This is a genomic window from Siminovitchia thermophila (assembly GCF_016909185.1).
Lineage (GTDB): Bacteria > Bacillota > Bacilli > Bacillales > Bacillaceae_C > Siminovitchia > Siminovitchia thermophila.
This window is the reverse complement of sequence record NZ_JAFBFH010000009.1, coordinates 1-24504: the sequence shown is the minus strand read 5'-3', so window position 1 is coordinate 24504 and position 24504 is coordinate 1. Positions and strand designations below refer to the sequence as shown.

Here is a 24504-nt window from a genome sequence, read left to right as displayed (position 1 = left end):
TGTTCGAAGGTGTTTTTTGTTGTTAGGTTAATCCATGATCGTGTTCAGCCTTGTTAGTAATGATTTTTCATCACAATCTTATAAATGAACGGTTATTCCCGGCCCAAACGGAATTCCGAGGTAGGCAAATAACAATAGTAAAAGAATCCATGTTCCCAAGAAAAACAGACTATATGGCAACATGAGGGAAATCAATGTGCCAATTCCGGCTTTCTTATCGTAGTCTCTCATAAAGGAAAGCACGATCATCATATAGGGGTTCATGGGTGTAATGACATTTGTCGACGAATCCGCAATTCGGTATGCCGCTTGCACAAAAGCGGGGTGATAATCAAGAAAATAAAACATTTTAACAAATATGGGCGCTTCCAAAGCCCATTGCGCAGAGCCGCTAAAGACAAACAAGTTTAAGATCGCTGTTAATAAAACAAAACCGATAATGACCAATATGCCTGTTAAACCGATGGACTGTAAAAAATTTGCTCCGCTTACCGCAATCCATAAACCTACATTAGACCAATCAAAGTAAGCGATAAACTGGGAAGCTGCAAATATGAGCACGATAAAGCCGGACATGTCTTTCATGGCATCTCCCATATATTTTCCAATATCTTGTGTCGATGTGATTGTTTTCAATGTGAGGCCATACGTAACACCGAGAATGATAAAAAAAACGATAATAAGGGGAATAATGCCATCTAAAAACAATGAAGGGACAATTCCACCACGTTCATTTGTTAATGGAGAATGAGGAATAAGCAGGACAATGATTATAAAAGCAATATAGGCTCCCCCCGCAATCGCGGCATTTTTTAACCCTTTCATTTCTAATGCCGTAGCCTTTTCAAATTGTTTCCCGACAGATCCTTCGTATTTTCCAAGTCGGGGCTCAACTATTTTTTCTGTAACTAAGGCCCCGACAACAGATAAGATGACAACAGAAGTTACCATGAAGTACCAGTTATCTGCCGGTGTAACAACGATATCTGACCCGAGGGATTGCATTACTTCTGTAGTAATACCGGATAAGAGTCCATCTGTTCCCGTAATCATAAAGTTTGCTGTAAAGCCGGAACCGACGCCGGCAAAGCCCGCAGCTAATCCCGCCAATGGATGTCGTCCAATGTTATAAAACACCATCGCGGCCAGGGGAGGAATAATCACAAAGGCTGCATCAGAAGCGATATTTCCTATAATTCCGGTAAAAACAACCGCGTATGTCACAAGTGATTTTGGCGCTTTTACAATGGTGCTTTTAATCGCGGTTTCCAATAAACCTACTTTATCGGCTAATCCAATCCCAAGCATCATCGCTAATACAAGACCTAAAGGTTTAAAGCTGACAAAGTTATCCAGCATCGAGGTCAAGATGAATTCCAATCCTTCTGTTGACATTAAGCTTTTGACGAAAATCTTTTCTTCTTCTCCCGGCTGGATAAATGAAACGTTAAAAAGAGAAACAAGCCAGGAGAAGATTATCACGATGATTGCAAGATACATAAACAACATAAAGGGGTCGGGCAATTTATTCCCAACTCGTTCAATTCCATTTAAGAAACCTGTCAGTTTTGACCTTTTTACGGAGTTATTTTCTAAAGCCATATCATTTACCCTCTCTTTACTTTTTATCTTATAAAGCGCTTACATATAATCGGTGTGAATGAATTGTTTTTCACTTTGGGAAAGGCCATCAATTACTAAGAGGATGTTCTTTCCGCAAGCACAATCCGAATAAACGTTTCCAATGCCACGGGCAGCAATTCTTCTTGAAAATCAAATCGTGGATGATGGTGAGGGTAGTGTAAATGAGTGCCAAACAACATATAAGTTGCTTTACCACCATTTTTTTGAACCTGATCCACCATATAGCTTGCATCTTCTGAACCCATCACAGTTATTTCCGGAATGATGTTTTTAATATAGACACCATTTGCGCAACATGCTGAAATATGAGAGATCAACTCCTCACTGCAAACTATTTCATTGGTGCTGCCCACTTCTTCAATATGTGAGTGAACATCGTGCATGGAAGCCGCGCTCTCAATGATGCGTTTTGCCTCCTCAAACATATACTGATTTACTTTTCGTGTGATTCCTCTCGTTTCGACTTCCATCTTGCTGTTATCGGCAATAATATTTCGCCCATTTCCAGCCATTAATTTTCCGACATTGATACGTGTGATTCCCTCACTATGACGAGGGATTGCATATAAATTAGAAACAGCTGTAGCGGCAGCCAATAAAGCGTTTTTCCCTAATTCCGGTTGCATTCCCGCGTGGGAAGATTCTCCTTGGAACGTGACATTCAATTTGGTTGAAGCTAAAAACCCTTCTGTAGTTGCGGCCACTTCTCCCACTGCCAGAGGTTGAATGCCAATATGTCCGGCGTAAAAATAATCAACATCATCAAGCCACCCTTTATCAACAATTGCTTTCGCACCGCGCCCACCTTCTTCGGCAGGCTGGAAAATAAGCGTATAGCGTCCCTTTAGTTCATTTATATATTTAGCAATAAAGGCGGCCAACCCTAAGCCAATCGTCATATGGCCGTCATGGCCACAAGCATGCATGACATTCTGAAACGCAGATGCAAAATGGTGTTGAGAAGGAAAATGAGATGACTCTTTACATTCATCAATTGGCAATGCATCGATGTCGAATCGAAAGGAAAGATGGTTTCCTGTTTTACCTGTATCGATCGTTGCTATAACACCTGTAAATCCACCCCGCATGTGATGTAACCAAGACTCTTCGACGCCCCACTCTTGGGCAATCGTCTCTTGTTCTATTAACTTCTTGTTCTCGGGAACACCTAATCGTGATTCGTCTTGCATTACATCCTTTCCAAGGTAGATTGTATATCCAAGTCTCTGTAATTCTTTTCCAATTTTATACGTTGTGATATATTCCATAAATCCAAGCTCAGGTTCTCGATGGAATGAGCGCCGCCATTTTACTAGTTGCGGCGATATATCGTCAATAAAAGCAGCTATCATTATTTTCATCCTTTTTTAATTCATGTAATGTGTCGATGGCAATTTGGGTTAATAAGGCGCTTCCAAGCGGCAAAGCTTGTTCATTTAACTTAAAAAGAGGGTCATGCAGCGGTTTTTGTGCTGTTGGATCATCTAGTTGAGTTCCTAACCATATAAGTGCTCCCGGATATCGGTTTAAAAACCGACTGAAATCTTCGGCTGTTAATGCTGGCTTTACTTCTGGCGCCGCATCTGGTCCCATTATTTTTCGTGCCGATTTACGTGCCAAGCTCGCCCATTTGGGCGTATTAACGGTAGGTGGATATCCATCTTGGTACTCAATTTCTACCCTTGCTTCATACATCTCGGCAACTTGATTGGTAATGATAAAAAAGCGTTCTTTGATTCGATTTTTAATAGATTGCTTATACGTTCGAATCGATCCTTCAAGTATTACTTTGTCCGCGATCACATTTGGCGCGTAGCCACCTTCTATTTTGGCGATGGTAATAACAGAAGCCTCCATTGGATCAACATTTCGACTAACAATAGATTGCAAGTTTGTAATTAAATAGGCCGCGGTCACGATGGCGTCACTCGTCTCATGAGGCATACTCGCATGTCCCCCGTTGCCATGGATCGTAATATGAAAACGATCACTCGCACCCATCATTTCCCGATTTCGAATGCCTACTTTTCCAACGGGAAGTTCGGGCCAGACATGTTGTCCGTAAATGACATCAGGTGTATATGTCGCAAAAACGCCATCCTCCAACATGGCTTGTGCGCCCCCAATCGGCGCATCTTCTTCCGCTGGTTGAAACACGAGCAAAATCGTTCCGTGAATATGTTCCTTCAAGTTATTCAGCACATAACCGGCTCCAAGTAACATGGCTGTATGCGCATCATGGCCGCAAGCATGCATGATACCATGATGTTTAGAGGCAAAAGAACAGCTATTTTGCTCCACAATCGGGAGAGCGTCCATATCAGCTCGTAAAGCGACTGTTTTTCCTGGGTAATGACCATGAATAATGCCTAAAATTCCTGTTTTCGCGAAACCGTTTTCAAAAGGAATATCGTATTTTTGCAGCGTTTCCATGATTAGTTGTGAAGTGTTCCATTCATTATTACTCAGTTCCGGATATTGATGCAGATGCCTTCTGATCTCAATGATGTCATTTTCCACCTGTAGTATATGTGTCTGAATATTGATGTCCATGGTTAACCTTCCTTTTTCATGATAATGGAATACTTCCATATCTATTCCGTAAATGGTCATTTTACGTGGGATCAGCGTTATAGTTTATGAGTATGTTTATACCAAGAATAAGATGAATCATTTCTGTTGGGGGGAGGATGAAGGCTTGCTCAAATCTGGTATATTAGCACTGTCCCGCGCCGCGATCCATTTCGAGATAGATTACTGTTTACCCTTATAAAGCTCAACAAAGGAATGACATTCTCCTTGAGGCTTTGCTGTCCTAAGAGGGGGGACTCCCAACCTGACAGCATTTTTTCCTCTCAACAACTTTGGCAACCTCTAAGCCCGCCAAAATCACCCAACAGCCACATACATGACAATGGCTGGTCAAAGCATGTCCCATCTTATACTGATCTTATGCAGTTTTTCGACGACTGGCAGGCGCCCTTGTAGTTCATTATTTCTTTGCGCTGCTTATATTAAGGATATTTCCTTATATATTCCTTAATATAAATAAACGATGTTTTATTGTCAATAGTAAAAAAATTTAAATAGAAATGGAGAGGAAAGGAAAGATAGGGTTTTTTCTATGGTATAATAACGGTGTTTGTAGGAGATCTGTATATAAAGTAATCTGTAAAAATGAACGGACGACCATTATCGAAGGAGAACATCAATGAAAAATCGAATAGGAATTGTCGGACCACAAGATTCCGTTGATCTTATATTGGAGGTTGCACAAGAATTTCATGATCGAATCACGCAAGTCCCGTTTGTTTATACACATTCGGAAGAGGCAAAAGACATTGTATTGGATCATAAAGATAAAATTGATGTGTGGTTTTTCTCGGGACAAGCTCCTTATGCGATAGCGGAGCCATATATCAAATCAAAAAGCGGTTTTTACCCATCTTTAACGGGGTTTAGTTTAACCAAAGTGTTGCTTGATATATCCTATCGTGATCAAAAAAGCTTAGATCGTTTGAGTTTTGACACAATACCTGCCAGCGAAGTAATGGAAACTTTTTCCGAACTGCATTTGCAAACGAAATCGTTGGAACTTTTTCCTTATAGCGGTTATAAGCCCAGTGAGGAATTATTTCAATATCACTACGATCTTTATAAACAAAATAAAGTGGATTGTTGTATCACGGGCATTCACTCTGTATATAAGAAGTTAAATGAATTGGGCGTACCTTCTTATCGGCTCATTCCGACTAAAATGGATATTAGGGATAAAATGTTGATTGCGACACAGCGAAGTGAAATTATGCAATTTCAAAGTTCCCAAATTTCTATCTTGATCCTGCAAATACATGAGATGAGCCATTTGATTAGTAAAAGCAATGTGTCCTTTGATGCGCATCGTTTAAGTTTAAAGTTGCAAGAAATCGTGATTGAATTTGCCGAAAAAATACAAGGATCTTTTATCCAACAAGGGATTGAAAAGTTTATTATTTTTTCTACAAGAGGCACGCTGGAAGACCAATCCAATCAATCCATATTTGATTTATTAGAAAAGATAAAGCTCATTACGAATCTCCCGGCCAATCTGGGGATCGGCTATGGCATTACCGTTGTAGATGCGGAGCAAAATGCCTATCTGGCATTGAACCATGCAAATCAATATGATAAAAACACGATCATGTTAGTAGATGAAAAGGGAGTGGTGAACGGGCCACTTTTCGATAAAAACAGTATTTCATTCACACGGCGTATTCATGATTCGGAAGTCGTAGATAAGTTACAGCTTGCAGGTGTAAATGTGAGTACCTACACGAAAGTACTAGCGGTTCAAGAAAAATTAAGAAACGGTTCCTTAAGCGCCCATGAACTTGCTAAATGGTTAGGAATGACACAACGAAATGCCAGAAGAATTTTAAGTGACTTGGAAAAGCACGGATTGGCTCAGATTGTGGGGGAAGAGGTCCCCGGTACACGTGGAAGACCTCGAAGAATCTTCAAAGTGGGGAAGGTAGAAGACACCCCATGAAGCTTCCCAATATAACTTGGTTCCGCTTTTTGGCTGCCGCCAAATTTCCGGATCATTGGAAGTAGTTTAGTTGGTTGCCAGTCAAGAAGGGGGAGGGCAGCTTAGTTCGAAAAGGTAACAAAAAAAGAGCACTGTAATGACTCATAAAGAAGAAAATAGGCTCCGCCTTCCCATCGTCACGAGTTCTTAATGCGGGAAATAAAGTGGCGAGCTTACTACATAAAGCTTTGAAAGATTGTCTTTCCTCATTCTGCGGAATCAATAAAGCATCATGTTCCGAATAGTAATAGGTAAGGAGAAGTTTAATATGAGCATTAACATCATAACTGTAATCGGATTCATCGGCTTATTGTTATTTATTATATATGATCTTTTTAGAAAAAAATTGAAAAACCTATTAAAGAGAACGATCCTGTTCAGCTTTATTTTCTATTTCATTGTAGTAGCCACTGTTACAACGGGATATATTCACATCCCTCCTCTTGAAAGGGGAGTTGTCAATATACAGCTTTTTCCGTTTTATTTTATTTGGGATTTGAGCGGTTATGGCCCAAACAGTTGGTTCTTTTGGAATGCGGTAAAACTCTCCTTTTTTAATCTTATCATGCTGTTCCCATTGGGTGTGTATTTACCGTTCATTTTTAACATCCAGAGTATAAAAAAAGCAACGCTTATCGTGTTTTTTACAAGTTTATTGATAGAGACTTGCCAACTTGTTCTTGTATACTTTGGCTTTTTATCAGGACGGACGTTTAATGTAGATGATTTACTATTAAATACATTGGGTGGTACTTTAGGTTTTATCTGTTTTAAAAAAATCGCTGAACTGATTCTTGGGAAAAAAAGCAAGACCAAACATATAAGCAGCTTTCCACAATAAAAATCAAGGAGGAAAAAATGAAAGAATTTCCGTTCGAACGTCCAACTATTTATTATGATGAACCTTCTGATGTAGGCTTTGAGCGGCATGTGGCAGTTGTAGATAAACAAGAGACTTTCATTCATTAGAGATGCCTTTTACTGAATCGCTTGGGCGAGTTTATCAACATATGAATTTCCTCCATGAAAATCTTGATGAGAACACCCCGTATTCCCCCGTCATGTTATACCATGTTTGAAAGAGGGGATACCTCATATGACTAAAAAAGGGGCATTTCCTACTGAGAATGAAATCGGATGGTGGGTTGAATCAGAAACTAGTTGTTCCTTCAAGCCTCCCTTAGCCCAATTAAAATATCATTCCAGGCTGAATCCTTTTTGGATTCGGTCTTTTTTGGCTTTCCTGCCATTTTTTATTTCAAACAGTAATCAAAAACATTCCAAAATGAGGGCTTTCGTTCTCGTTCCTCCAGTGGTCATACGGAGAAAAATGGGAGTGGCATTTAGACGACATTGGGAAAGAATAGAGTATTTACCGCGGCTTTTAAGTAGGTGTTTTAAGGATACGCTCGGCACTCGGCTTACATATGATAATTTGCAGGGCTTCATGATTAAATTACTGGAATGGCCATTAAACAAAAAGTGAGGGATTTTCGTTGGAATGGCTCAGCTCTTTTTTTATCATCAATCTGATCGGATTAAGTGCCAATTTAGATAATACGGGAGTTGGCATTGCATATGGGCTTAAACATTTTAGAATACCTTCTTGGTTCAATGCCATCATTAATGTCATTGGTTTCTTTAACACACTGATTGGTGTTTTTTTAGCATCTATCATTTCGCAGGTTATTTCTCCTACAGCAACTGGACTTGTTTCTTTTTGTGTGTTTTTTTCTATCGGATTTTTGACAATTTATAATCGTTATTCTGGCTTACTTTATGGAAAAAATAAACCGATGGTAAAAATTCATCAGCCTACATTGCGGCAGGCTATTATCCTCGGTTTTGCTTTGTCGGTCACCAATATTGCTGCCGGATTTGGAGCGGCGGTTGCATATGAATTACTTATTTGGCCTTTGATCATTAGTATTACTTGTTGGGGATATATTTGCATTTGGATTGGAAATGTGATAGGAAATACTGTTTTCTTAAAAATGTTTGGCCAATACTCTTCCCTTGTTGCCGGGCTCATTTTTATGGCAATAGGTCTTAATCAACTTTTTCAATAATGCCCACGCAAACTCCAAGAATAAAATGTTAATGAGATTTTACGTATTAGGCATTTGTATTGCTTTTATCAATATAATGGAATGATAACGATTCTTACTGAGATGCTCTTTTGAAAAAACAAATGGGATTAGGAAAGAGAAAACCAAAAGAAAAGGTGATTTCATAAGAGATGTTAAGTCTTGTTTCAATAATCCTATTCTTTGTAGCAACAAATCTTGATGACCTCTTGTTTTTAATAACCTGGTTTTCACAAGCAAAAACAACAGAAGAAAAATGGTATATCGTAGCAGGGCAATACATTGGTTTTATTCTCCTTCTATCCATTAGTTTTATCGGGGCTTTTGGAACTTTGCAACTTTCCGAGGAGTGGGTAGGTTTATTTGGGTTCATTCCGATCTATCTCGGAATGAAATCACTCATGTCTTTATATCAGTCGCGAAAGAAAAAAAGCCGCCCTGTTATGTGGCTGTTCAAAACCGCAGTCATAACCTTTGCAAATGGCGCCGATAATATGGGAGTCTATATTCCGCTGTTTGCAACTTATAACCTTGAGAAGATTATGTTGATATTAGTGATTTTTTTAGTCCTAGTAGCGATTTGGTGTTATTTGGGACTTGTATTAGTTCAACAACCTTTATTTGCCCGGGCACTCGAACGCTACGGTCATTTTATCGTTCCTTTTGTTTTAATAGGCTTAGGCGTCTTTATTATGGTAAAACAAGGCACATTTCATTACTTTTTGTAAAGACGGCTTCTAAATGATTCAAAACAACATATAGAAAAAAGATGTGAAGGATATTTGTTGAAAGGAAATCTTTTTTTCGCGGTAAAAGTGGTTGGAGCCCGGAATAGTGTCAAAAGTCAATGTACCTTCCCAAAGCATCTTGCATAGGATGATGTATATATTTGTGAAGGGAATGAGCAAATTGTACCAAACTTCTTATATGTATCCATACCCTTATTATGCATATGACTATGCAAGACACCCGGTATATTGGACTGCTCCATATTCAAATCAACTTGATTCCTCGCACTCATCAATTCCCACTGACAGATTGAAAAGAAAGGACTATGGAAGTCAACCATTTGTGGTGAATATCGAGAAGGCCGTAAAGCAAAATCGCACGTTTCGGACAGCCTTGTGGACAGGGAAGCATTTACAGGTCACATTGATGAGTATCAAACCGGGAGAGGATATCGGCTTGGAAATTCATCCACATCTTGATCAATTCTTAAGAATTGAACAGGGGCAAGGAATTGTTCAAATGGGTAATACGAAAGAAAATTTATACTTTAGGAAAAGAGTTTATGAAGACTATGCAATTATGGTGCCTGCCGGTACATGGCATAACGTAACCAACACTGGAAATATACCATTGAAATTATACTCCATTTATGCACCGCCACAACATCCATTCGGTACTGTTCACAAAACGAAAGCCGATGCGATGGCCGCTGAAAGAAATCAATTTTATTAAAGGTGGGGGCGTAAAGAGTTGATGATGTTTCATCAGCTCTTATTTTCATTTTGTTGACGTGGGTTAACGAGGAGTTGCCCCCGGAATAAAGTTGTTGATTCTACCGTTACGCTAGACAAATGTATTCCATTATAATAAAGAAATACCGTTGGGAATAAATGACATTGACAGCGAAAATGACAGAAGAAATCATTTACTGCGAATTTCTTCTATTGGCATTCACCGTCACGTTTTTATGGCCGATGGCATTCACCGTCACGTTATTTTCAGAATGGCCGATTTGATTTTCCATACATATCAAGTTGTGTCTCGTATCATTGAGACAACCTTTTTTGGCTTTGTATATGATTGCCATCACCTTGGACTTCATTATCTCGCTGACCCGTCTTCACGCTGTGGTTGATTACGGCGGAAAGTTGTGTGATGTGAGGAATAAGGGGAAGTAAATCAGTTGCATCCCAAAATAGCCTTGTTTTGTTATGATCTTAGTAAGACAGCAATAAATATACAGCAAGGAGTAATGTGATGGAACTTGTGTGTAAATTCTTTTTTATAAGACTTTCGTACATTGTACATGATGAATCTTCCAGATATAATGGCGGGAGGACATATTTCCATAAAAAGGAGCAGTATAATGGATGAAAATATAAAGAAATTAGTCCGAAGAGTTGAAACCTTGGAAGAGGAAGTAAGTACTTTAAAGCGAAAAATTGCGAAAATGGAGCCCCTGTCAACTGCCGACATCAGGAAAGCGGAAGTAAAGGAATCACCACAAAAAACAACGGTTGAGCAAACAGGAGAACGAATGACGGCTGAGCCGGAAAGCAAGCAAACAGCTGCGCAGACAATGGCCGAGTTGGAAGACAAGCAAATAGTTGCGCAGACAACAGCCGAGTTGGAAAGCAAGCAAACAGTTGCGCAGACAACAGCTGAGTTGGAAAGCAAGCAAACAGCTCAACCTGTTCAAATGAAACAGGAGCCGAAAAAAGAAGTAGACTTTGAAAAAATATTGGGAATTTGGCTGCCGCGCGTTTTCATGTTCATTCTATTACTGGGCGTTTTATGGGGATTGAAAGTCGGCATGGACAACGGCTGGATTACCTATTCAGTCAGAATTGTTATGGGATATGCAAGCACCATACTTCTTTACTATTTAGGAATGCGCTATGTAAAAGGCGAGAAAAAATTGTTCGGGGTGACGTTGCTGGGCGGAGTTATTGCTTTGGGGATTTTAACGACATTTGCCGCACACTATTTATACGATTATTTTCATTATATGTTGGCGTTTATGATTGGGATCTTCTACATTGCGCTTGGATTATTTTTGTCTAAAAAAACAAAGTCCGAAACGCTTACCATTTTCTCTGCCATCGCCGGATTTTTACTGCCATTTTTATTAGAAGGTCAAGGAGCAACAGCTCTTCAATTTTGTTTATATATCTTATTGCTTTTCTTATCATTATTTTATGTTTCATTAAGTGAGAAACACAAAATCACTTTTTATGTAACCTTTGTCTTGTTCCATGTAACGTTAATGATTTATGCCAACTTTGCAGGAACGTATGGCAGTGAATATATTATTGTAGCCACCGTCCTCATTCAGCATATATCCTTATTGACTTTTTATATAAGAGGACTTATTTCAAGACAAGTATTTACAGAAGTATTAATTTATACAAACTTTGTATTTGCGATAAGCTGGATTAAATTGCTCATCCAGCCCCAAGAAGTGGTTGTTTACGGGTTGTTTGCATTATTATACATCGTTTTAACAGCATATGTGTTTTCCGAAAAAGATCGTTCGTTACAAGGCGTGCTATCAGCCGTAGCGGTATTTGCAACGAGTGTGTTTATCTTGTCATTTCAACTTGAACATATTCAAGTGAAATTAATGTTATTGCTTATTAACGGCGCGATCGGATTATGGGTCGGCCTCTATTATGCTACGAAACGGACGATTGTCACGAGTTCGATCATATACGGGATTACAGCCTGGACGGTTATCTTAACTGTATATATGGAGCGGTTTGTTTCATATGATCATCTCGTTTGGCTCCTGTTGTTAATAACGATGGGGTGGATCTATCATTCTATTTATCGCTTTGGGCCGAACAAATTTCATTTACAAGTCCAAAAGATTGATATGAGTCTGATGATCGGGCAAATCATCAGCCTGCTTTATATTTTTCACTTAACCCAAATTTGGCTGGCTCAGACTTACCTGCCATATGAAACAGAAAGCCATATTCAAGCGCTCATCTTTATGGCCGCCTTGCTTTTCATGTATTTTGCATATAAATGGAAACATGGGGTTTATGTGACGTATGCGGCCGTGATCGAATATTTGGTGTTGGGGCTTGTCATTGTTTCTCTGCCATTAACCGATGATTTTCTGAATCAATGGTTTTTATTTCATTTATTTGTGGAAATCGGATATGTCTTTTTGTTAACATGCCTTTTTGTGATCATTTTCAAAGGAAAACTTCCTAATAAGGAAGGAATGAAAGCAAAAGCTTCTGCGTATTTTATTGCGCTGCAAGTTACTTGTTTTATCTTCTTAAATAAATGGTATTTCGCCATTACAAATGTGTACGATTGGGATAGAGAATATGTCTTTTTAGTTCATACATTTTTACTCTTTTTATTCGCGTTTCTCTCCATTAGTTTGGGACGGAAATGGAATTGGAAAGCTGTAAAAATCATCGGGAGCTTGCTCATTGGCTTTTGTTTATTGAAATTGTTTTTCATTGACTTGATCAATATTTCCATCATTATTCGGGCTATCCTCTTTATTATCGTTGGGGTTGTTGGACTGTTGTATTCAAGGACATTATTGAAAGATTAGTTCATGAAAAGAAGGGAGCCAGAGCGGTCATTTTGTAAAAGTGAGCCGCTTGGGCGGCTCCCCTACAATGGAGTAGAGACACGAAACCTTGGCGTCAAACGGAAAAAAATAGCGGAACGTCAACTCATTCATGGGCCGTCTGTATCCTTTCTTGATTTGTTTCCAGACTTCAAGGAAACAGAACAAAAAGCGAACTGATCACAAGTTTGAAAAATAAAGCGGGGCTGGGGACATAAGCAAATACGAAATAGCGGGACAAACCCTGTAAAATGAAACAAACCGCATGAAATCAAGTTTAAAACCTTGATTTCACGCGGTTTTATTCTCACGATTTTTACAAATATGCATCAGATTTCAACTTGTGTCCCAGCCTCCAGTTGTTGAGAAACCCTTGAAAACTGAATCACGGGCAAATCCATTGGGGAGTTGCTCGCTTCTTTGTTCATTTACTCTGTCCTTATGGGCTTACTATCCACTTTCTCTAGAAGCGGTAGTTTGTTCTTAAAGTCGTCACAGTGTATTCAAGCACCCTATTGTTTTATTTTGGGATAGGCTATACGATTGATGCAAACAGCTCCCATATTTCGGGTATGTAAGCGAGTATGGCTGTAGGAGTGAAAAAAGTTGGAAAATGTCACTGTATTACTTGCATTTAGTGCAGGTTTTTTAGCGTTTATTTCTCCATGTTGTTTGCCGCTGTATCCGTCTTTTATTTCATACATAACCGGGGTCTCTGTAAATGAGTTAAAAGAACAAAAAGAAACTTTCTTCAGCAAAAAAGTATTGCTTCATACGCTGTTCTTTTCTTTAGGTTTTTCGGTTGTTTATTATATCCTGGGGTTTTCTGTTAGCAAGCTCGGAGCGTTTTTTTCTGCCTATCAAAGCTATATTAAAATGTTTGGCGGCATTTTCTTAGTGGCAATGGGCCTGTTTTTAATGGGCGTTATTAAACCGGCATTCATGTTCAAAGAAGTTCGGCTTCATTATCGAAAAAAATCTTCTAGCTATTTCAGTTCTTTTTTAGTTGGTTTCGTATTTGCCGCTGGATGGACACCTTGCATAGGGCCTATTTTCGGGGCGATTATATATGCAAGCGTTTTAAATCCCGGACAAACATTTGCCAATATTACGGCTTATTCATTGGGCTTTTGCATTCCCTTTATTTTGATGGCGCTTTTTATTAGTAAGACTAAGTTCATCTTAAAGTATTCTTCCGCTTTAATGAAATTTGGCGGTTTTGTTATTGTCATTTTGGGTCTCATGCTTTATTTTGATAAAATGCTGTATCTAAATATATGGGCTTCCACTTTACAATATTTTATTGAAAGTTTATTTTTCGATTAACCATTCCTATTTTGAGGAGTCTTTTTCTTTCAGTGAAAATAGATCGCGGTTGTTAACTCCCTGCTTTAGTCTGCTACATGACAATGTCTTGTTTTAATTGTTAAATTTGATTGGTCAATCAAATTTCATCTTAATCAAGCAAATAATAGGGTGTTTATGGGTCAATATAATAATCTCCCGCACGGATTTCAACGTATAAGCATTGTTTTATGTGCGGTTATTTTGCCATCAGGCTTTTTGCGATGCCTATACCATGGCATGGAGAGGGTGGGGCGTCTGTTTTGAGTAATTTTAAATTGAAGCCTTTGTTAACCCTAGGGTTCATTTTTATCTTTCTGACAACTCTTCGTCTTTTATGGGTGGCGTATCACTATCCTCCAAAGCAACCTTTGGCGCATGATGGTGTTTTGGATTTGCAAGACTATGATTTAAGTAATGATCAGACCATTACGCTGAACGGGGAGTGGGCTTTTATTCCAAATACTTTCATTTCTCCCGACCTGACAAACGGCAATGTAAGCAATATGGAAAAAACTTTATTGCCGGTACCATTTGAGGGGGAAAAGAACGTAACTTATCAATTTGGAACATATCGGTTACGGATTTTACTTGACGGAAATCAGGGAGATGTGCGTACATTTGGGATTCGGTTACCATCAGCAAAAACGGCTTCTGCATTGTTTATCAATGGACGGTTAAAAGCACGCTCTGGAACAGTGGCTGATAATCCTCACGAACATAAAGGGGAAGATATACCGTCCACAGTTTTTTTTAGCACTGATCAACAAGAGATTGATATTATTTTGCATATTTCTAACTTCGATACTCCTGAAAGTACAACGATCAATAAAACGATCACATTCGGTATGGCCGAGGCGATTATCAAGGAAGAGAGTTTCATAAAAAATTTGATCACGATGATTGTCGTTGTCCTTATTCTTCATAGTATATATTCACTACTCATTTATTTTTTTATTTATCGACATAAAATGTTGCTTTTTTTTACAGTCGGTTTCCTTTTTCCGGCGATAGATGAGGTCTTGATTTACGATAAAGGTATGCTCTCATGGCTTCACCTTGATTATGATTGGTCCATGAAGCTGGGGAACTTGATTTATTTGGGCTCTTCATTTTTCTTTGTGCAATTAATGAGGATGTTATTGGAAAAGCACCGAAATGACCAATGTTTTCGTTGGTTTACGATATTATACGGTCTTTGCGCACTAACCATTATCGCGCTTCCCACAGAATATTTAGTACCGGCAAATGCCCTCTTCTTTATCGTTTATTTCTTGTCATTTATCACGATTCTTTTTTTGGCTCTGAAAGAATATTTTCATCATCACAAAGAATCTTTTTTTCTTGCCTTCGTTACTTTGAGTACGACCTCCGGAATTATTTGGGGACTGATCAAAGTCTTGGCCAAGATGGAAATACCATTTTACCCCTTTGATTATATATTCGCCTTTCTCGGATTTGCTATCTTTTGGTTTAAACAATATCATAAGAAAAACAAGCAAGCGGCAGAACTTGTCCATGAGTTACAAAAGGCGGATACATTGAAAGATGAATTTTTAAAGAATAGTTCTAAAAAGTTGCGGACACCTTTGAATGAAATGATCATTATGGCACAAACGATATATGATGGGAAAAGGACCGAATTTGCAAAACAAGACAAGGATGATCTTAAATACCTGATCAATATGGGAAGAAGCATGTCCTTTATGCTCGCCGATCTTCTTGATTATACACGGCTCAAGGAGCGGACAATCCAGATAAACCCACAAAGTACGAATATCCATGGATCTGTCTCGGGGGTGTTCGACATGTTAAGGTTTATTTCAGAAGGAAAGCAGGTTCAAATGATATCAACGATTCCGTCTTCTTTTCCAAACGTATATGTTGACGAAAATAGACTGATTCAAATATTGTTTAACCTTTTGCATAATGCCATTAAGTATACACATGCAGGAAAAATAGTCATTGATGCCGATGTGCGTGATAATATGGCGGTGATTCATGTTCAGGACTCCGGGCAGGGAATGGATGAGGAAACACAGAAGCGAATATTGGCTCCCTATGAACAAGGAGAACCATATGATACTGGGTTGGGCCTAGGTCTGAATGTTTGTAAGCAGTTAATCGAATTGCATGGGGGCACTTTACAAGTGGAATCTGTATTAAGGAAGGGATCAGATTTCTTCTTTACATTGCCACTGGCCAAAAAAGAAAATGTCGCGAATATGGCAATACAGAGTATGGATATAAATGAATCGGCGGCTGCGGTTGATGGTAGTATGCGCAAGCGGCAAAATCATATGGCTGACAGCAAAAAGCATTATATTCTTGTGGTAGATGATGATCCGGTCACTTTGAAAGTCATCAGTAATCTTTTCCCGGCTAACAAATATGATGTCTTAACTGTCATAAGCGGTAAAGAAGCACTGGACATGTTAGATAAAGTTGAATGGGATTTAATCATTATCGATGCCATCATGCCCCATATTTCCGGCTATGAATTGACGAGGTTGATTCGGGAGAAATATTCCGCACTGGAACTCCCGATCCTTTTATTACCTGCCAGAAATGATCCTGAAGATGTGTATACTGCTTTCTCTTTAGGGGCGAATGATTATGTGACAAAGCCCATTCATTCTCTCGAACTGAAATCTCGCGTACGTGCCCTTATTGATTTTAAAGACTCAGCCAATGAGCGTCTTTATATGGAAGCCGCGTGGCTGCAGGCTCAAATTCAACCTCATTTTCTCTTTAACACTTTAAATACAATCGCATCGCTAAGTGAAATTGATTCAGAAAGAATGATTAACCTACTTAATACATTTGGAGAATACTTGCGCGGAAGCTTTAATGCGGAAAATTTGAAGCGGCTCGTTCCTTTGAATCATGAACTTGAACTGGTTCGTTCTTATCTGTATATCCAAAAGGAGAGATTTGGAGATCGCTTGCAAATAAAATGGGAAGTGGATGAAAACGAGGTTTTCGAAGTTCCACCCCTTTCGATTCAACCGCTTGTGGAGAATGCTGTCCGTCATGGCGTTATGAAAAGAATACGCGGAGGAACCGTTGAGATACGAATTGAAAATCATCCTACATTTACAACAATTGCCGTTGCGGATGATGGTGTGGGCATCAGCAAAGAATTAATGAGCCGAATACTGAATGAGAAAACCAAGATTGGAAGCGGCATTGGGTTGATCAACACAAACAGACGACTAAAACGAATATACGGACACGGATTAGAGATTACCAGCTCGGTGAATCATGGAACAGAAGTGAAGTTTAACGTCCCTAAATTAGAATAGTGGGGATGTAGACAATATGATCATACGTCTTGCATGAAAATCATTCTAGGGCTACCATTTTTTGGAATATGCATAGCTGTATGAGGGTCAATATTGAAATGAAAATGGGTCATACAGTTGACGAAAACAAAACACTCATCCTATTAGGTGTCATGAACTTGATCTGATCATCAAATATGTAACAGGCAATTTTTCATTTTCTTGAAGCTTACAGAATATATCCTTTGGCGCTTAATATGGTCGTGCTGGTTGTCAGCGGATTTCGTTTTTCTCGAATTTTTGAGCCATTTCCGGTTTGTTCCCCGGTATTCCGATTTTGCTTAAAACGGGTTTAACATTTTGTGAACAGACTATAGTTATACGAAGAAACAGTCTCCTCATAACAAGCAAGCGCTCATTATCGAATATAATATTATACGCTGAAAGAAACTACATATGTCTATCATTTTTACACAACAACGTTCTGTTTGATTGACAAGCGCCTCGATGATCAATCCATTAGCATCATAACTCAAGATGCAGGGATGCGGAAAATATCTTGGATTTGGGCAATGAACGCGCAGAGAACGAGTTTTCTTTGCGCTTTTTTTCGGGTTACATCTTGTTAAGTCTATGGACATCATCACCATCTGGATGTTAGATATAAGATAAATATTCGTGCTATTTATCTATTAAAATGAAGATGGTAACGCTACTGAACTTATTATCTTATGGGGCGGAAGCCTTAAAACCATAAGTCTTCTGTATAAGAAGGGTTCCCGTGGAGATTTTGGGCCGCTAGATGCGGCAATGAAAAATCTACCGGGGGAAGCAGAAATATTGATGGGCTGCCTATAAATGTTGTTTCATTACATCTAGTGCCGCCAATGACATTTGGAAAAGGAGTTGGTCTTTTATATTTTTAGGATCTAGTTGAGTTAATTCCTGAATCATTTTTAAACGATACCTGACAGTATTCTTATGGATGTATAATGCATCCGCGGTACTATCAAAATTCGCGTTGTGAGCTAAAAATGTTTTTAAAGTTTCTAATAGATCACTGTTTTTTTCTTTATCATATTTGATTATGTTTACCAAACAATCTTCAACGAGTTTTTTTGCTTCATCACTCGGATTATGGGAAAAAAGGAACCGCTCAACATTTAATTCGGAAAAGGTACGGACATACAGCTGATTCACTTTCTTTTGATTAAAATCTTCAGGTATGTTGGCATAGGCTACTTTTAAAGCCAACAAGGCTTCATTATAACTCGCTGCTAAATTTTCAATAGGATGTAATCTTCCAATTCCACCATAAAAAGAGGTTGAATTTATTTTTTTGACTAATTTGTTTAAATGATGAATAAGATCTTGTTGATATTTCTTTGGAATGAGTAATGTAAAAAAATTATGTTTATCAAAGCCTATAAGTGATCCTGGCGATAACCATTTTAACTCATAGTCGATCATTTCTAGAATAGTTTCTTTCTTTTGCCATGTGGCCAGGTTTTTAGACTTGTTGGATACATATTTTTCTTTCACATCAAAATCCAACAATACTACATGATAGTGACTTTCGAGATTCCATTTGACCTCTTCTGCCCGTCTGGATAATACTTCGTGTGATTCAAATCCTTCAGATAACAACATGTTTAAAAAATCATTTCTAAAACGTTGAAAAACTAAAGATACGCTTCTCATGCGTTCTATTTCTAATGCTAATATAACAGCGGTTTGCTCTAGAGCTGCTTTTTGCCATGTGTGAAGATGAGTATGTACTCCCCATAGGAATACGCCCCCTTCTAATTGATCTGAATTGTATACCCACCTGACAGTAAATTTGTTTCCTTGCCAATTCAATCTCTGGATTGGCCGCTCCTGTACACAAGACAACGCCGATATCATACTTTCAATTTCATCCGCCGAAAAAAAGCTGTGATGTACGTCAATTTTTTGATGAGCGTTTCTAACGTAGATGGTAACCGGTTTGTTTAAAATCTTATTGAGTAATTGGGCAAGATCCTGTAAGTCACCTTGCATCTTTAGATGGTGATGGAACATCTCGTAAACAGTGTGATTCATTTCTAATTCATTTTGATGTTGTTTATTGATTTGGGTAACAATGGGCATAATAATCTCTGACCAAGAGACATTATGCGGTAAAGAAATAACCGGAAAGTTATTGTCGTTGGAATAAGAAAGGGCCTCTTTTGGAAAGGACGGGATGTAACGCCCCAGCTTTATTCCTAAACCCGAGCATTCTTTCTCAATAAGCGCATGTAGTAACTTCATGATTCCCGCTTCCCAATGCATATTACTTGTAAAAGGATATCCTGTTGTGATGATGAAATCCCCTTTCGAACACCACTTATAACCATCGGGTGCATCAATGATGGTAGCATGAAGTACTCTATTGTTTAACCCCTTTTTTCCGGCAAGAATTTCTGAATCTTTTAGTACATCTAATTGGTTAACATCATTAATATTCATCACTCACCACTCCTCTCCGAATATGTCAAATTCAAATACCATTTCGGCCTTAGTTTTATAGATTACTAATATCGGGTTAATTTTGAAATATTTAGAATAGGCCTTTGACTCAATTCCCTTTATTTGTTCGTATATACAAAGTAGTTCACTATTCTTTGTGCTTATTTCCAAATGTTACTATGCTAATATTGTATAACAGTTAGAAACAATAGAAACGTTTAAAATGAAAAAGTTTTTTAAATACAGGAGATGTATTTCACAAAATAATGATAGGCGGTTGATCTGATGGTAAATCAAGAAAGGGCTATCAAATTTTTGCAAAAGCTAATCAAAATAAAAAGTGTCAACCCTCCTGGAAACGAGCTTGGGGTTGCCAAGGCAATCGTTGAGCATGCCGCAAAAGCAGATTTGCAAACTGAAATTAAAGCGCTTTCTTCAAGTCGGGCAAATGTGATTGTTCGTTTAAAGGGGAATGGTTCAAAACATCGTTCTTTACTATTTAGTGGACATCTTGACACTGTGCCTGTAGGAGAAACTGAATGGAAGCATTCACCGTTTTCCGGCAGTCTCATAAATGGAAAAATCTTTGGGCGAGGCTCTTGTGATATGAAAAGTGGTGTTGCCGCGTTAATAGAAGCAATGATTACTTTGAAGGAAACAAGGACAAGTCTGGATCATGATGTGGTTTTTGTCGGGACTGCGGGTGAGGAGGTCGATTGTATAGGTGCTTCAATGATGGTTAATGATGAAGCACTTAAAAATGCTGGGGCCATGGTTATAGCAGAGCCTAGTAATGGAAAGGTTTTCACGGCTCATAAAGGGGCTTTATGGATTGAAATTAAATTATTTGGTAAAACAGCCCACGGTTCCATGCCCCATGAAGGTATAAATGCTATTGTTCATATGAGTGAACTGATAGAAAGACTGAAACATTTTTCTTTTTCATACGAAAAAGAACATAAGTTATTAGGAAAGCCGACACTCACTATCAGTACTGTCAATGGGGGAATAAAGACAAACTTAGTGCCAGATCAATGTAAAGTGACGATTGATATACGAACAATCCCTGAAATAAAGCATGGCAACATCATAAAAGACATCAAGGAAATCCTGAAAGATCTTGAAATGAAAATTGCCCACTTCAAAGCTGAGTTAAAGATCATAAATGATTTGCCGGCGCTGGAAAACGAAAGGGATAGCGATTTTGTTTCATTAGCTTTGGAACTTAATAAAGAATTGAACAAAATAGAAGCAGAAGAAAAAGGCGCAAATTATTATACGGATGCATCAGTCTTTTTTCCCGCTTTAAAAATCCCGACGATTATCTATGGACCGGGTGATGAGAAGCTGGCACATCAATCTGATGAATATGTCGAGGTAAAAAAATATATAAGGGCTATCCAATACTATGCGGAAATAGCTAAAAGGTTTTAAATGAAAGGAGGTGGTTACTGAGACCGTTCGATCATCCATTTTACATACAATTACGCAATCTCTTTTAACAAGACCACCACATGATAGGGAGGAATTCACATGAGTGCCAACAAATTGACAGAGTTCATGGCTAAAACAAAATTGATAACTGGCTCGGGTTGTGTAAAACAACTCAAAGATGAAGTGAACAACAGAGAATACAATACGATGTTAATTGTCACCGACAAAGGAATAAGAAACTCTGGAATTCTTGAAAAAATTGAAACTATATTACAATCTACCTCTATAGAAACGCTGATCTATGATGAGGTTAAACCAAACCCCACAGTAACAGCTACTAATGAGGCATATATATTATTTAAAGATAAAGGGATTAAAAGTATTTTAGCTGTGGGCGGCGGAAGTGTGATAGATAGCGCAAAGGCGCTTGCCGTATTATTTGCAAATGGCGGTTCCATTGCCGATTATTTTGGCTTTGATATATATGGCAATGACCCCATCCCTCTATTTGCTATTCCCACTACAGTAGGGACTGGAAGTGAAGGGGGGCATGCAGCCGTTATAACGGAAGATCATGTAGAGCTAAAAACAAAAAAGCTTGTTTTTGGGGAAACGTTGTTTCCCAAGGTGGCGTTTTTAGATGGCGAGCTATTACAAGGTATGCCTGGTTCACTTGTGGCATCAACAGGGATGGATGCTTTAACACACGCAATAGAAGGTTATGTGTCAAGAAATGGATCAGTCATTACAGATGCGCTTAATCTTCATGCGGTACGGGTGATTGGAGCGTCCATTCTCGAAGCGGTTGGCAATACGGAAAATGTAGAGGCAATGAATAAAATGGTTCAAGCTAGTTGTTCAACAGGAATAGGCATGGCAAATGGCGGTCTCGGTTTGGTTCATGGGATCTCACATGCCATTGGTGCGCAGTATGACGCTCCACATGGAATTGTAAATGCCATTCTTCTTCCATATGTTTTAGAGTTTAACTGGATTGCCGATCCTTATAAATTTGCGCAAATTGGTGAGGCTTTACGTGTTAATACATGGGGAATGACGGTTGAAGATGCCGCGAAAGCAGCTGTGGAAAAGGTAAAAGAATTGACACGGGAAGTGGGGATTCCTGACAAGTTAAGCGCAATTGGGGTAGATAAACAGAATATAGATGTGTTAACGGATATTGCCTGTAAAGATGAGCTTTATATGATACCTAATCCACGCAAAGCGACTCGTCAGGATATATATAACATTTTAGAATCGGCAATTTAATTCTTATCTAAAAAAGGAGGTTTTAAAGTGACACAAACAATACAAATTTCAAATAAAGTGGCGGCGTTTTTAAAGGGCACGAAAAAATTGTTTATAAATGGGGAGTTTGTAGAATCAAGCTCCGGTAAAACTTTTGAAACGTATAATCCGGCAAATGGCGAAGTCCTGGCATATGTCAGTGAAGCACAAGCTGAAGATGTCGATAAAGCAGTCACTGCCGCTAAAAGAGCGTTTGAAGAAGGGCCTTGGTCCAGAATGAGCGCAGCGGATCGTGGCAGGCTCATGTATAAACTTGCTGAATTAATAGAAAAAAATAAACAAGAATTAGCGGAAATCGATACGCTCGATAACGGAAAGCCCATCAATGAAGTATTAGGCAATGATATTCCCAATGCAGTTGGCCAATTTCAATATTTTGCTGGATGGGCGACAAAAATAGTCGGACAAACAATTCCGGTTTCTGGAAATTATTTCAACTACACCCGACATGAACCTGTTGGTGTCGTCGGTCAGATTATCCCATGGAATTTCCCGCTCATGATGGCTGCTTGGAAAATAGCCCCGGCATTGGCTACGGGTTGTACGGTTGTTTTAAAGCCAGCCGAACAAACGCCACTTTCCGCTCTTTATCTAGCCCAATTGGCCGCTGAAGCCGGTTTTCCGGAAGGGGTCATCAATATGGTTCCTGGTTTCGGTGAGGTAGCGGGAGATGCATTGGTCAAACATCCTGATGTAGACAAAATTGCCTTTACAGGCTCCACCAGCGTCGGAAAGGCCATCATGAGAGAAGCGGCAAATACAATGAAGCGGGTAACACTTGAACTCGGTGGAAAGTCTCCCAATATTATTTTGCCAGATGCCGATTTGTCAAAAGCGGCTCCCGGCGTTTTCTCGGGTATCATGGCGAACCAAGGTGAAGTGTGTAGTGCCGGGTCTAGGGTTTATATTCAGAAGAAAGTGTATGATCATGTATTATCCGATTTAATCAATTATGCTGAAAACGTGAAACAAGGCAGTGGATTATCGACCGATACTGATATGGGGCCGCTCGTTTCGAAAAAGCAGCAAAACCGTGTTGTTGATTATATCAATAAAGGCAATGAAGAAGGAGCAAAAATGCTTTGCGGCGGCGGGCATACTGAAAAGGGGTATTTTGTAGAGCCCACTATTTTCACGAATGTTGATGAAGAAATGTCCATTGCGAGAGAAGAGATTTTTGGACCGGTGGTCGTTGCAATGCCGTATGAAAGTCTAGATGAAATCATTGAACGTGCCAACAATTCCAATTTCGGTTTGGCCGCGGGGTTATGGACGGAAAACCTAAAGAATGCGCATTATGTTGCCAATCGGCTAAAAGCAGGGTCCGTATGGGTTAATTGTTACAATGTAACGGATCCCGCCTCGCCATTTGGCGGGTATAAAGAATCCGGATTTGGACGGGAAATGGGCTCCTATGCGTTACAAAATTACACAGAGGTCAAAAGCGTTTGGATCAATTTGGATTGATCTGTTCAAATAAGGAGGAGTCTAGGACAAAACCAAATACGAAATAGCAAAGGGGCCGGGATACAAGGTTCGTAAAATCTTGAATATAAAGCCGCGTGAAATCAAGGTTTTTAAACTTGATTCATGCAATTTATTTCATTTTTACAGGGTTTTGTCCCGGCCTTAAATGTGTTAAAAAAATCCCTATTATTGCTACGTCAACCTATTTCGCTTTCCGCAGGTCTCTTCAGCTTCCTCGGAAAACAAAGGTCGCTTTCCTGCGGGATCTTCAGCTCGAGCTATTCCCGCAGGAGTCTCCTTATTTTGACTACGCTAAAAGCTTGCGTATGATACACTGGGACAATTTCCCAGCATGTAAGGTGCCGTAAGACTCCTACTTCAAGACCTGAGTTGACACAAAAGGTCTAAGTGTGAGAAAACGGCACCTAAATGCCCGATCGGTTCAACTAACATTCAGTAGGTATAAATGTCAACGATGATATGTACACTTTTGACTGTTTTAATATGTACAATTTTGATAAAAGACAATGGCTACAGGAACCCTAACTATATACA

General features: G+C 39.0%; 16 protein-coding genes. 11 read left to right on the top strand and 5 right to left on the bottom strand.

Features of this window, described 5'->3' with window-relative positions; all coding sequences use genetic code 11:
* Nucleotides 1–78: 78 nt before the first annotated feature.
* From JOC94_RS07970 to JOC94_RS07960, 3 genes are all read right to left on the bottom strand, one after another.
* Nucleotides 79–1602: an AbgT family transporter gene (locus tag JOC94_RS07970; RefSeq protein ID WP_077110179.1), complete on the bottom strand. Its 1524-nt coding sequence runs from the start codon at nucleotides 1600–1602 to the stop codon at nucleotides 79–81.
* Between the two features lie 95 nt (nucleotides 1603–1697).
* Entirely contained in the window at nucleotides 1698–2996 is a 1299-nt protein-coding gene (locus tag JOC94_RS07965; protein WP_077110180.1) for an amidohydrolase, read from the bottom strand.
* Entirely contained in the window at nucleotides 2977–4197 is a 1221-nt protein-coding gene (locus tag JOC94_RS07960) for a M20 metallopeptidase family protein (RefSeq protein ID WP_077110181.1), read from the bottom strand. Before JOC94_RS07960 ends, JOC94_RS07965 begins: the two co-directional genes overlap by 20 nt.
* Before the next feature lie 658 nt (nucleotides 4198–4855).
* Here JOC94_RS07960 and JOC94_RS07955 point away from each other — a divergent pair.
* The 5 genes from JOC94_RS07955 (at nucleotide 4856) to JOC94_RS07935 (ending at nucleotide 9759) form a co-directional block, all read left to right on the top strand.
* Nucleotides 4856–6172 carry a helix-turn-helix domain-containing protein gene (locus JOC94_RS07955; protein WP_205179017.1) on the top strand — a complete coding sequence of 439 codons (1317 nt, stop codon included), beginning with the start codon at nucleotides 4856–4858 and terminating at the stop codon, nucleotides 6170–6172.
* A gap of 307 nt (nucleotides 6173–6479) precedes the next feature.
* On the top strand, nucleotides 6480–7052 hold the full coding sequence (locus tag JOC94_RS07950; RefSeq protein ID WP_077110183.1) for a VanZ family protein: 573 nt from the start codon (nucleotides 6480–6482) through the stop codon (nucleotides 7050–7052).
* A gap of 655 nt (nucleotides 7053–7707) precedes the next feature.
* Nucleotides 7708–8280 carry a manganese efflux pump MntP gene (locus JOC94_RS07945; RefSeq protein WP_077110185.1) on the top strand — a complete coding sequence of 191 codons (573 nt, stop codon included), beginning with the start codon at nucleotides 7708–7710 and terminating at the stop codon, nucleotides 8278–8280.
* Between the two features lie 170 nt (nucleotides 8281–8450).
* Nucleotides 8451–9026 carry a cadmium resistance transporter gene (locus JOC94_RS07940; protein WP_077110186.1) on the top strand — a complete coding sequence of 192 codons (576 nt, stop codon included), beginning with the start codon at nucleotides 8451–8453 and terminating at the stop codon, nucleotides 9024–9026.
* 181 nt (nucleotides 9027–9207) lie between these two features.
* Nucleotides 9208–9759 (top strand): cupin domain-containing protein, encoded by a 552-nt coding sequence (locus tag JOC94_RS07935; RefSeq protein ID WP_077110236.1) that lies wholly within the window; start codon nucleotides 9208–9210, stop codon nucleotides 9757–9759.
* 193 nt (nucleotides 9760–9952) lie between these two features.
* Here the strand turns inward: JOC94_RS07935 and JOC94_RS07930 are convergent, their stop codons facing one another.
* Complete coding sequence (locus JOC94_RS07930; protein WP_205179015.1) at nucleotides 9953–10114, bottom strand: hypothetical protein; 162 nt, start codon at nucleotides 10112–10114, stop codon at nucleotides 9953–9955.
* 279 nt (nucleotides 10115–10393) lie between these two features.
* Between JOC94_RS07930 and JOC94_RS07925 the strand changes: the two genes are divergently transcribed.
* The 3 genes from JOC94_RS07925 to JOC94_RS07915 all read left to right on the top strand — a co-directional run bounded on the left by JOC94_RS07925 (nucleotide 10394) and on the right by JOC94_RS07915 (nucleotide 17271).
* On the top strand, nucleotides 10394–12604 hold the full coding sequence (locus JOC94_RS07925) for a DUF2339 domain-containing protein (RefSeq protein ID WP_077110187.1): 2211 nt from the start codon (nucleotides 10394–10396) through the stop codon (nucleotides 12602–12604).
* Nucleotides 12605–13228: 624 nt separating this feature from the next.
* A complete protein-coding gene (locus JOC94_RS07920; RefSeq protein ID WP_077110189.1) occupies nucleotides 13229–13948 on the top strand; it encodes a cytochrome c biogenesis CcdA family protein in 720 nt (239 codons plus the stop codon).
* Between the two features lie 281 nt (nucleotides 13949–14229).
* A complete protein-coding gene (locus JOC94_RS07915) occupies nucleotides 14230–17271 on the top strand; it encodes an ATP-binding protein (RefSeq protein WP_077110190.1) in 3042 nt (1013 codons plus the stop codon).
* 831 nt (nucleotides 17272–18102) lie between these two features.
* Here JOC94_RS07915 and JOC94_RS07910 read toward each other — a convergent pair.
* Nucleotides 18103–19740, bottom strand: a complete 1638-nt coding sequence (locus tag JOC94_RS07910; protein WP_205179013.1) for a PucR family transcriptional regulator — start codon at nucleotides 19738–19740, stop codon at nucleotides 18103–18105.
* A 285-nt stretch (nucleotides 19741–20025) separates the two neighbouring features.
* Here JOC94_RS07910 and JOC94_RS07905 point away from each other — a divergent pair, with 285 nt between their 5' ends.
* From JOC94_RS07905 to JOC94_RS07895, 3 genes are all read left to right on the top strand, one after another.
* A complete protein-coding gene (locus JOC94_RS07905; protein WP_077110192.1) occupies nucleotides 20026–21174 on the top strand; it encodes a M20 family metallopeptidase in 1149 nt (382 codons plus the stop codon).
* 99 nt (nucleotides 21175–21273) lie between these two features.
* Nucleotides 21274–22443, top strand: a complete 1170-nt coding sequence (locus JOC94_RS07900) for an iron-containing alcohol dehydrogenase (protein ID WP_077110193.1) — start codon at nucleotides 21274–21276, stop codon at nucleotides 22441–22443.
* A 27-nt stretch (nucleotides 22444–22470) separates the two neighbouring features.
* Nucleotides 22471–23949, top strand: coding sequence for an aldehyde dehydrogenase family protein (locus JOC94_RS07895; protein WP_205179011.1), 1479 nt, complete (start codon nucleotides 22471–22473; stop codon nucleotides 23947–23949).
* The last annotated feature ends 555 nt before the right edge of the window (nucleotides 23950–24504 follow it).

What these genes read in the sequence shown, in the direction of transcription:
- JOC94_RS07970 (WP_077110179.1), bottom strand. Translation starts at nt 1,602, where the DNA reads ATGGCTTTAGAAAATAACTCCGTAAAAAGGTCAAAACTGACAGGTTTC.
- JOC94_RS07965 (WP_077110180.1), bottom strand. Translation starts at nt 2,996, where the DNA reads ATGATAGCTGCTTTTATTGACGATATATCGCCGCAACTAGTAAAATGG.
- JOC94_RS07960 (WP_077110181.1), bottom strand. Translation starts at nt 4,197, where the DNA reads ATGGACATCAATATTCAGACACATATACTACAGGTGGAAAATGACATC.
- JOC94_RS07955 (WP_205179017.1), top strand. Translation starts at nt 4,856, where the DNA reads ATGAAAAATCGAATAGGAATTGTCGGACCACAAGATTCCGTTGATCTT.
- JOC94_RS07950 (WP_077110183.1), top strand. Translation starts at nt 6,480, where the DNA reads ATGAGCATTAACATCATAACTGTAATCGGATTCATCGGCTTATTGTTA.
- JOC94_RS07940 (WP_077110186.1), top strand. Translation starts at nt 8,451, where the DNA reads ATGTTAAGTCTTGTTTCAATAATCCTATTCTTTGTAGCAACAAATCTT.
- JOC94_RS07930 (WP_205179015.1), bottom strand. Translation starts at nt 10,114, where the DNA reads ATGGCAATCATATACAAAGCCAAAAAAGGTTGTCTCAATGATACGAGA.
- JOC94_RS07925 (WP_077110187.1), top strand. Translation starts at nt 10,394, where the DNA reads ATGGATGAAAATATAAAGAAATTAGTCCGAAGAGTTGAAACCTTGGAA.
- JOC94_RS07910 (WP_205179013.1), bottom strand. Translation starts at nt 19,740, where the DNA reads ATGAATATTAATGATGTTAACCAATTAGATGTACTAAAAGATTCAGAA.
- JOC94_RS07905 (WP_077110192.1), top strand. Translation starts at nt 20,026, where the DNA reads ATGGTAAATCAAGAAAGGGCTATCAAATTTTTGCAAAAGCTAATCAAA.
- JOC94_RS07900 (WP_077110193.1), top strand. Translation starts at nt 21,274, where the DNA reads ATGAGTGCCAACAAATTGACAGAGTTCATGGCTAAAACAAAATTGATA.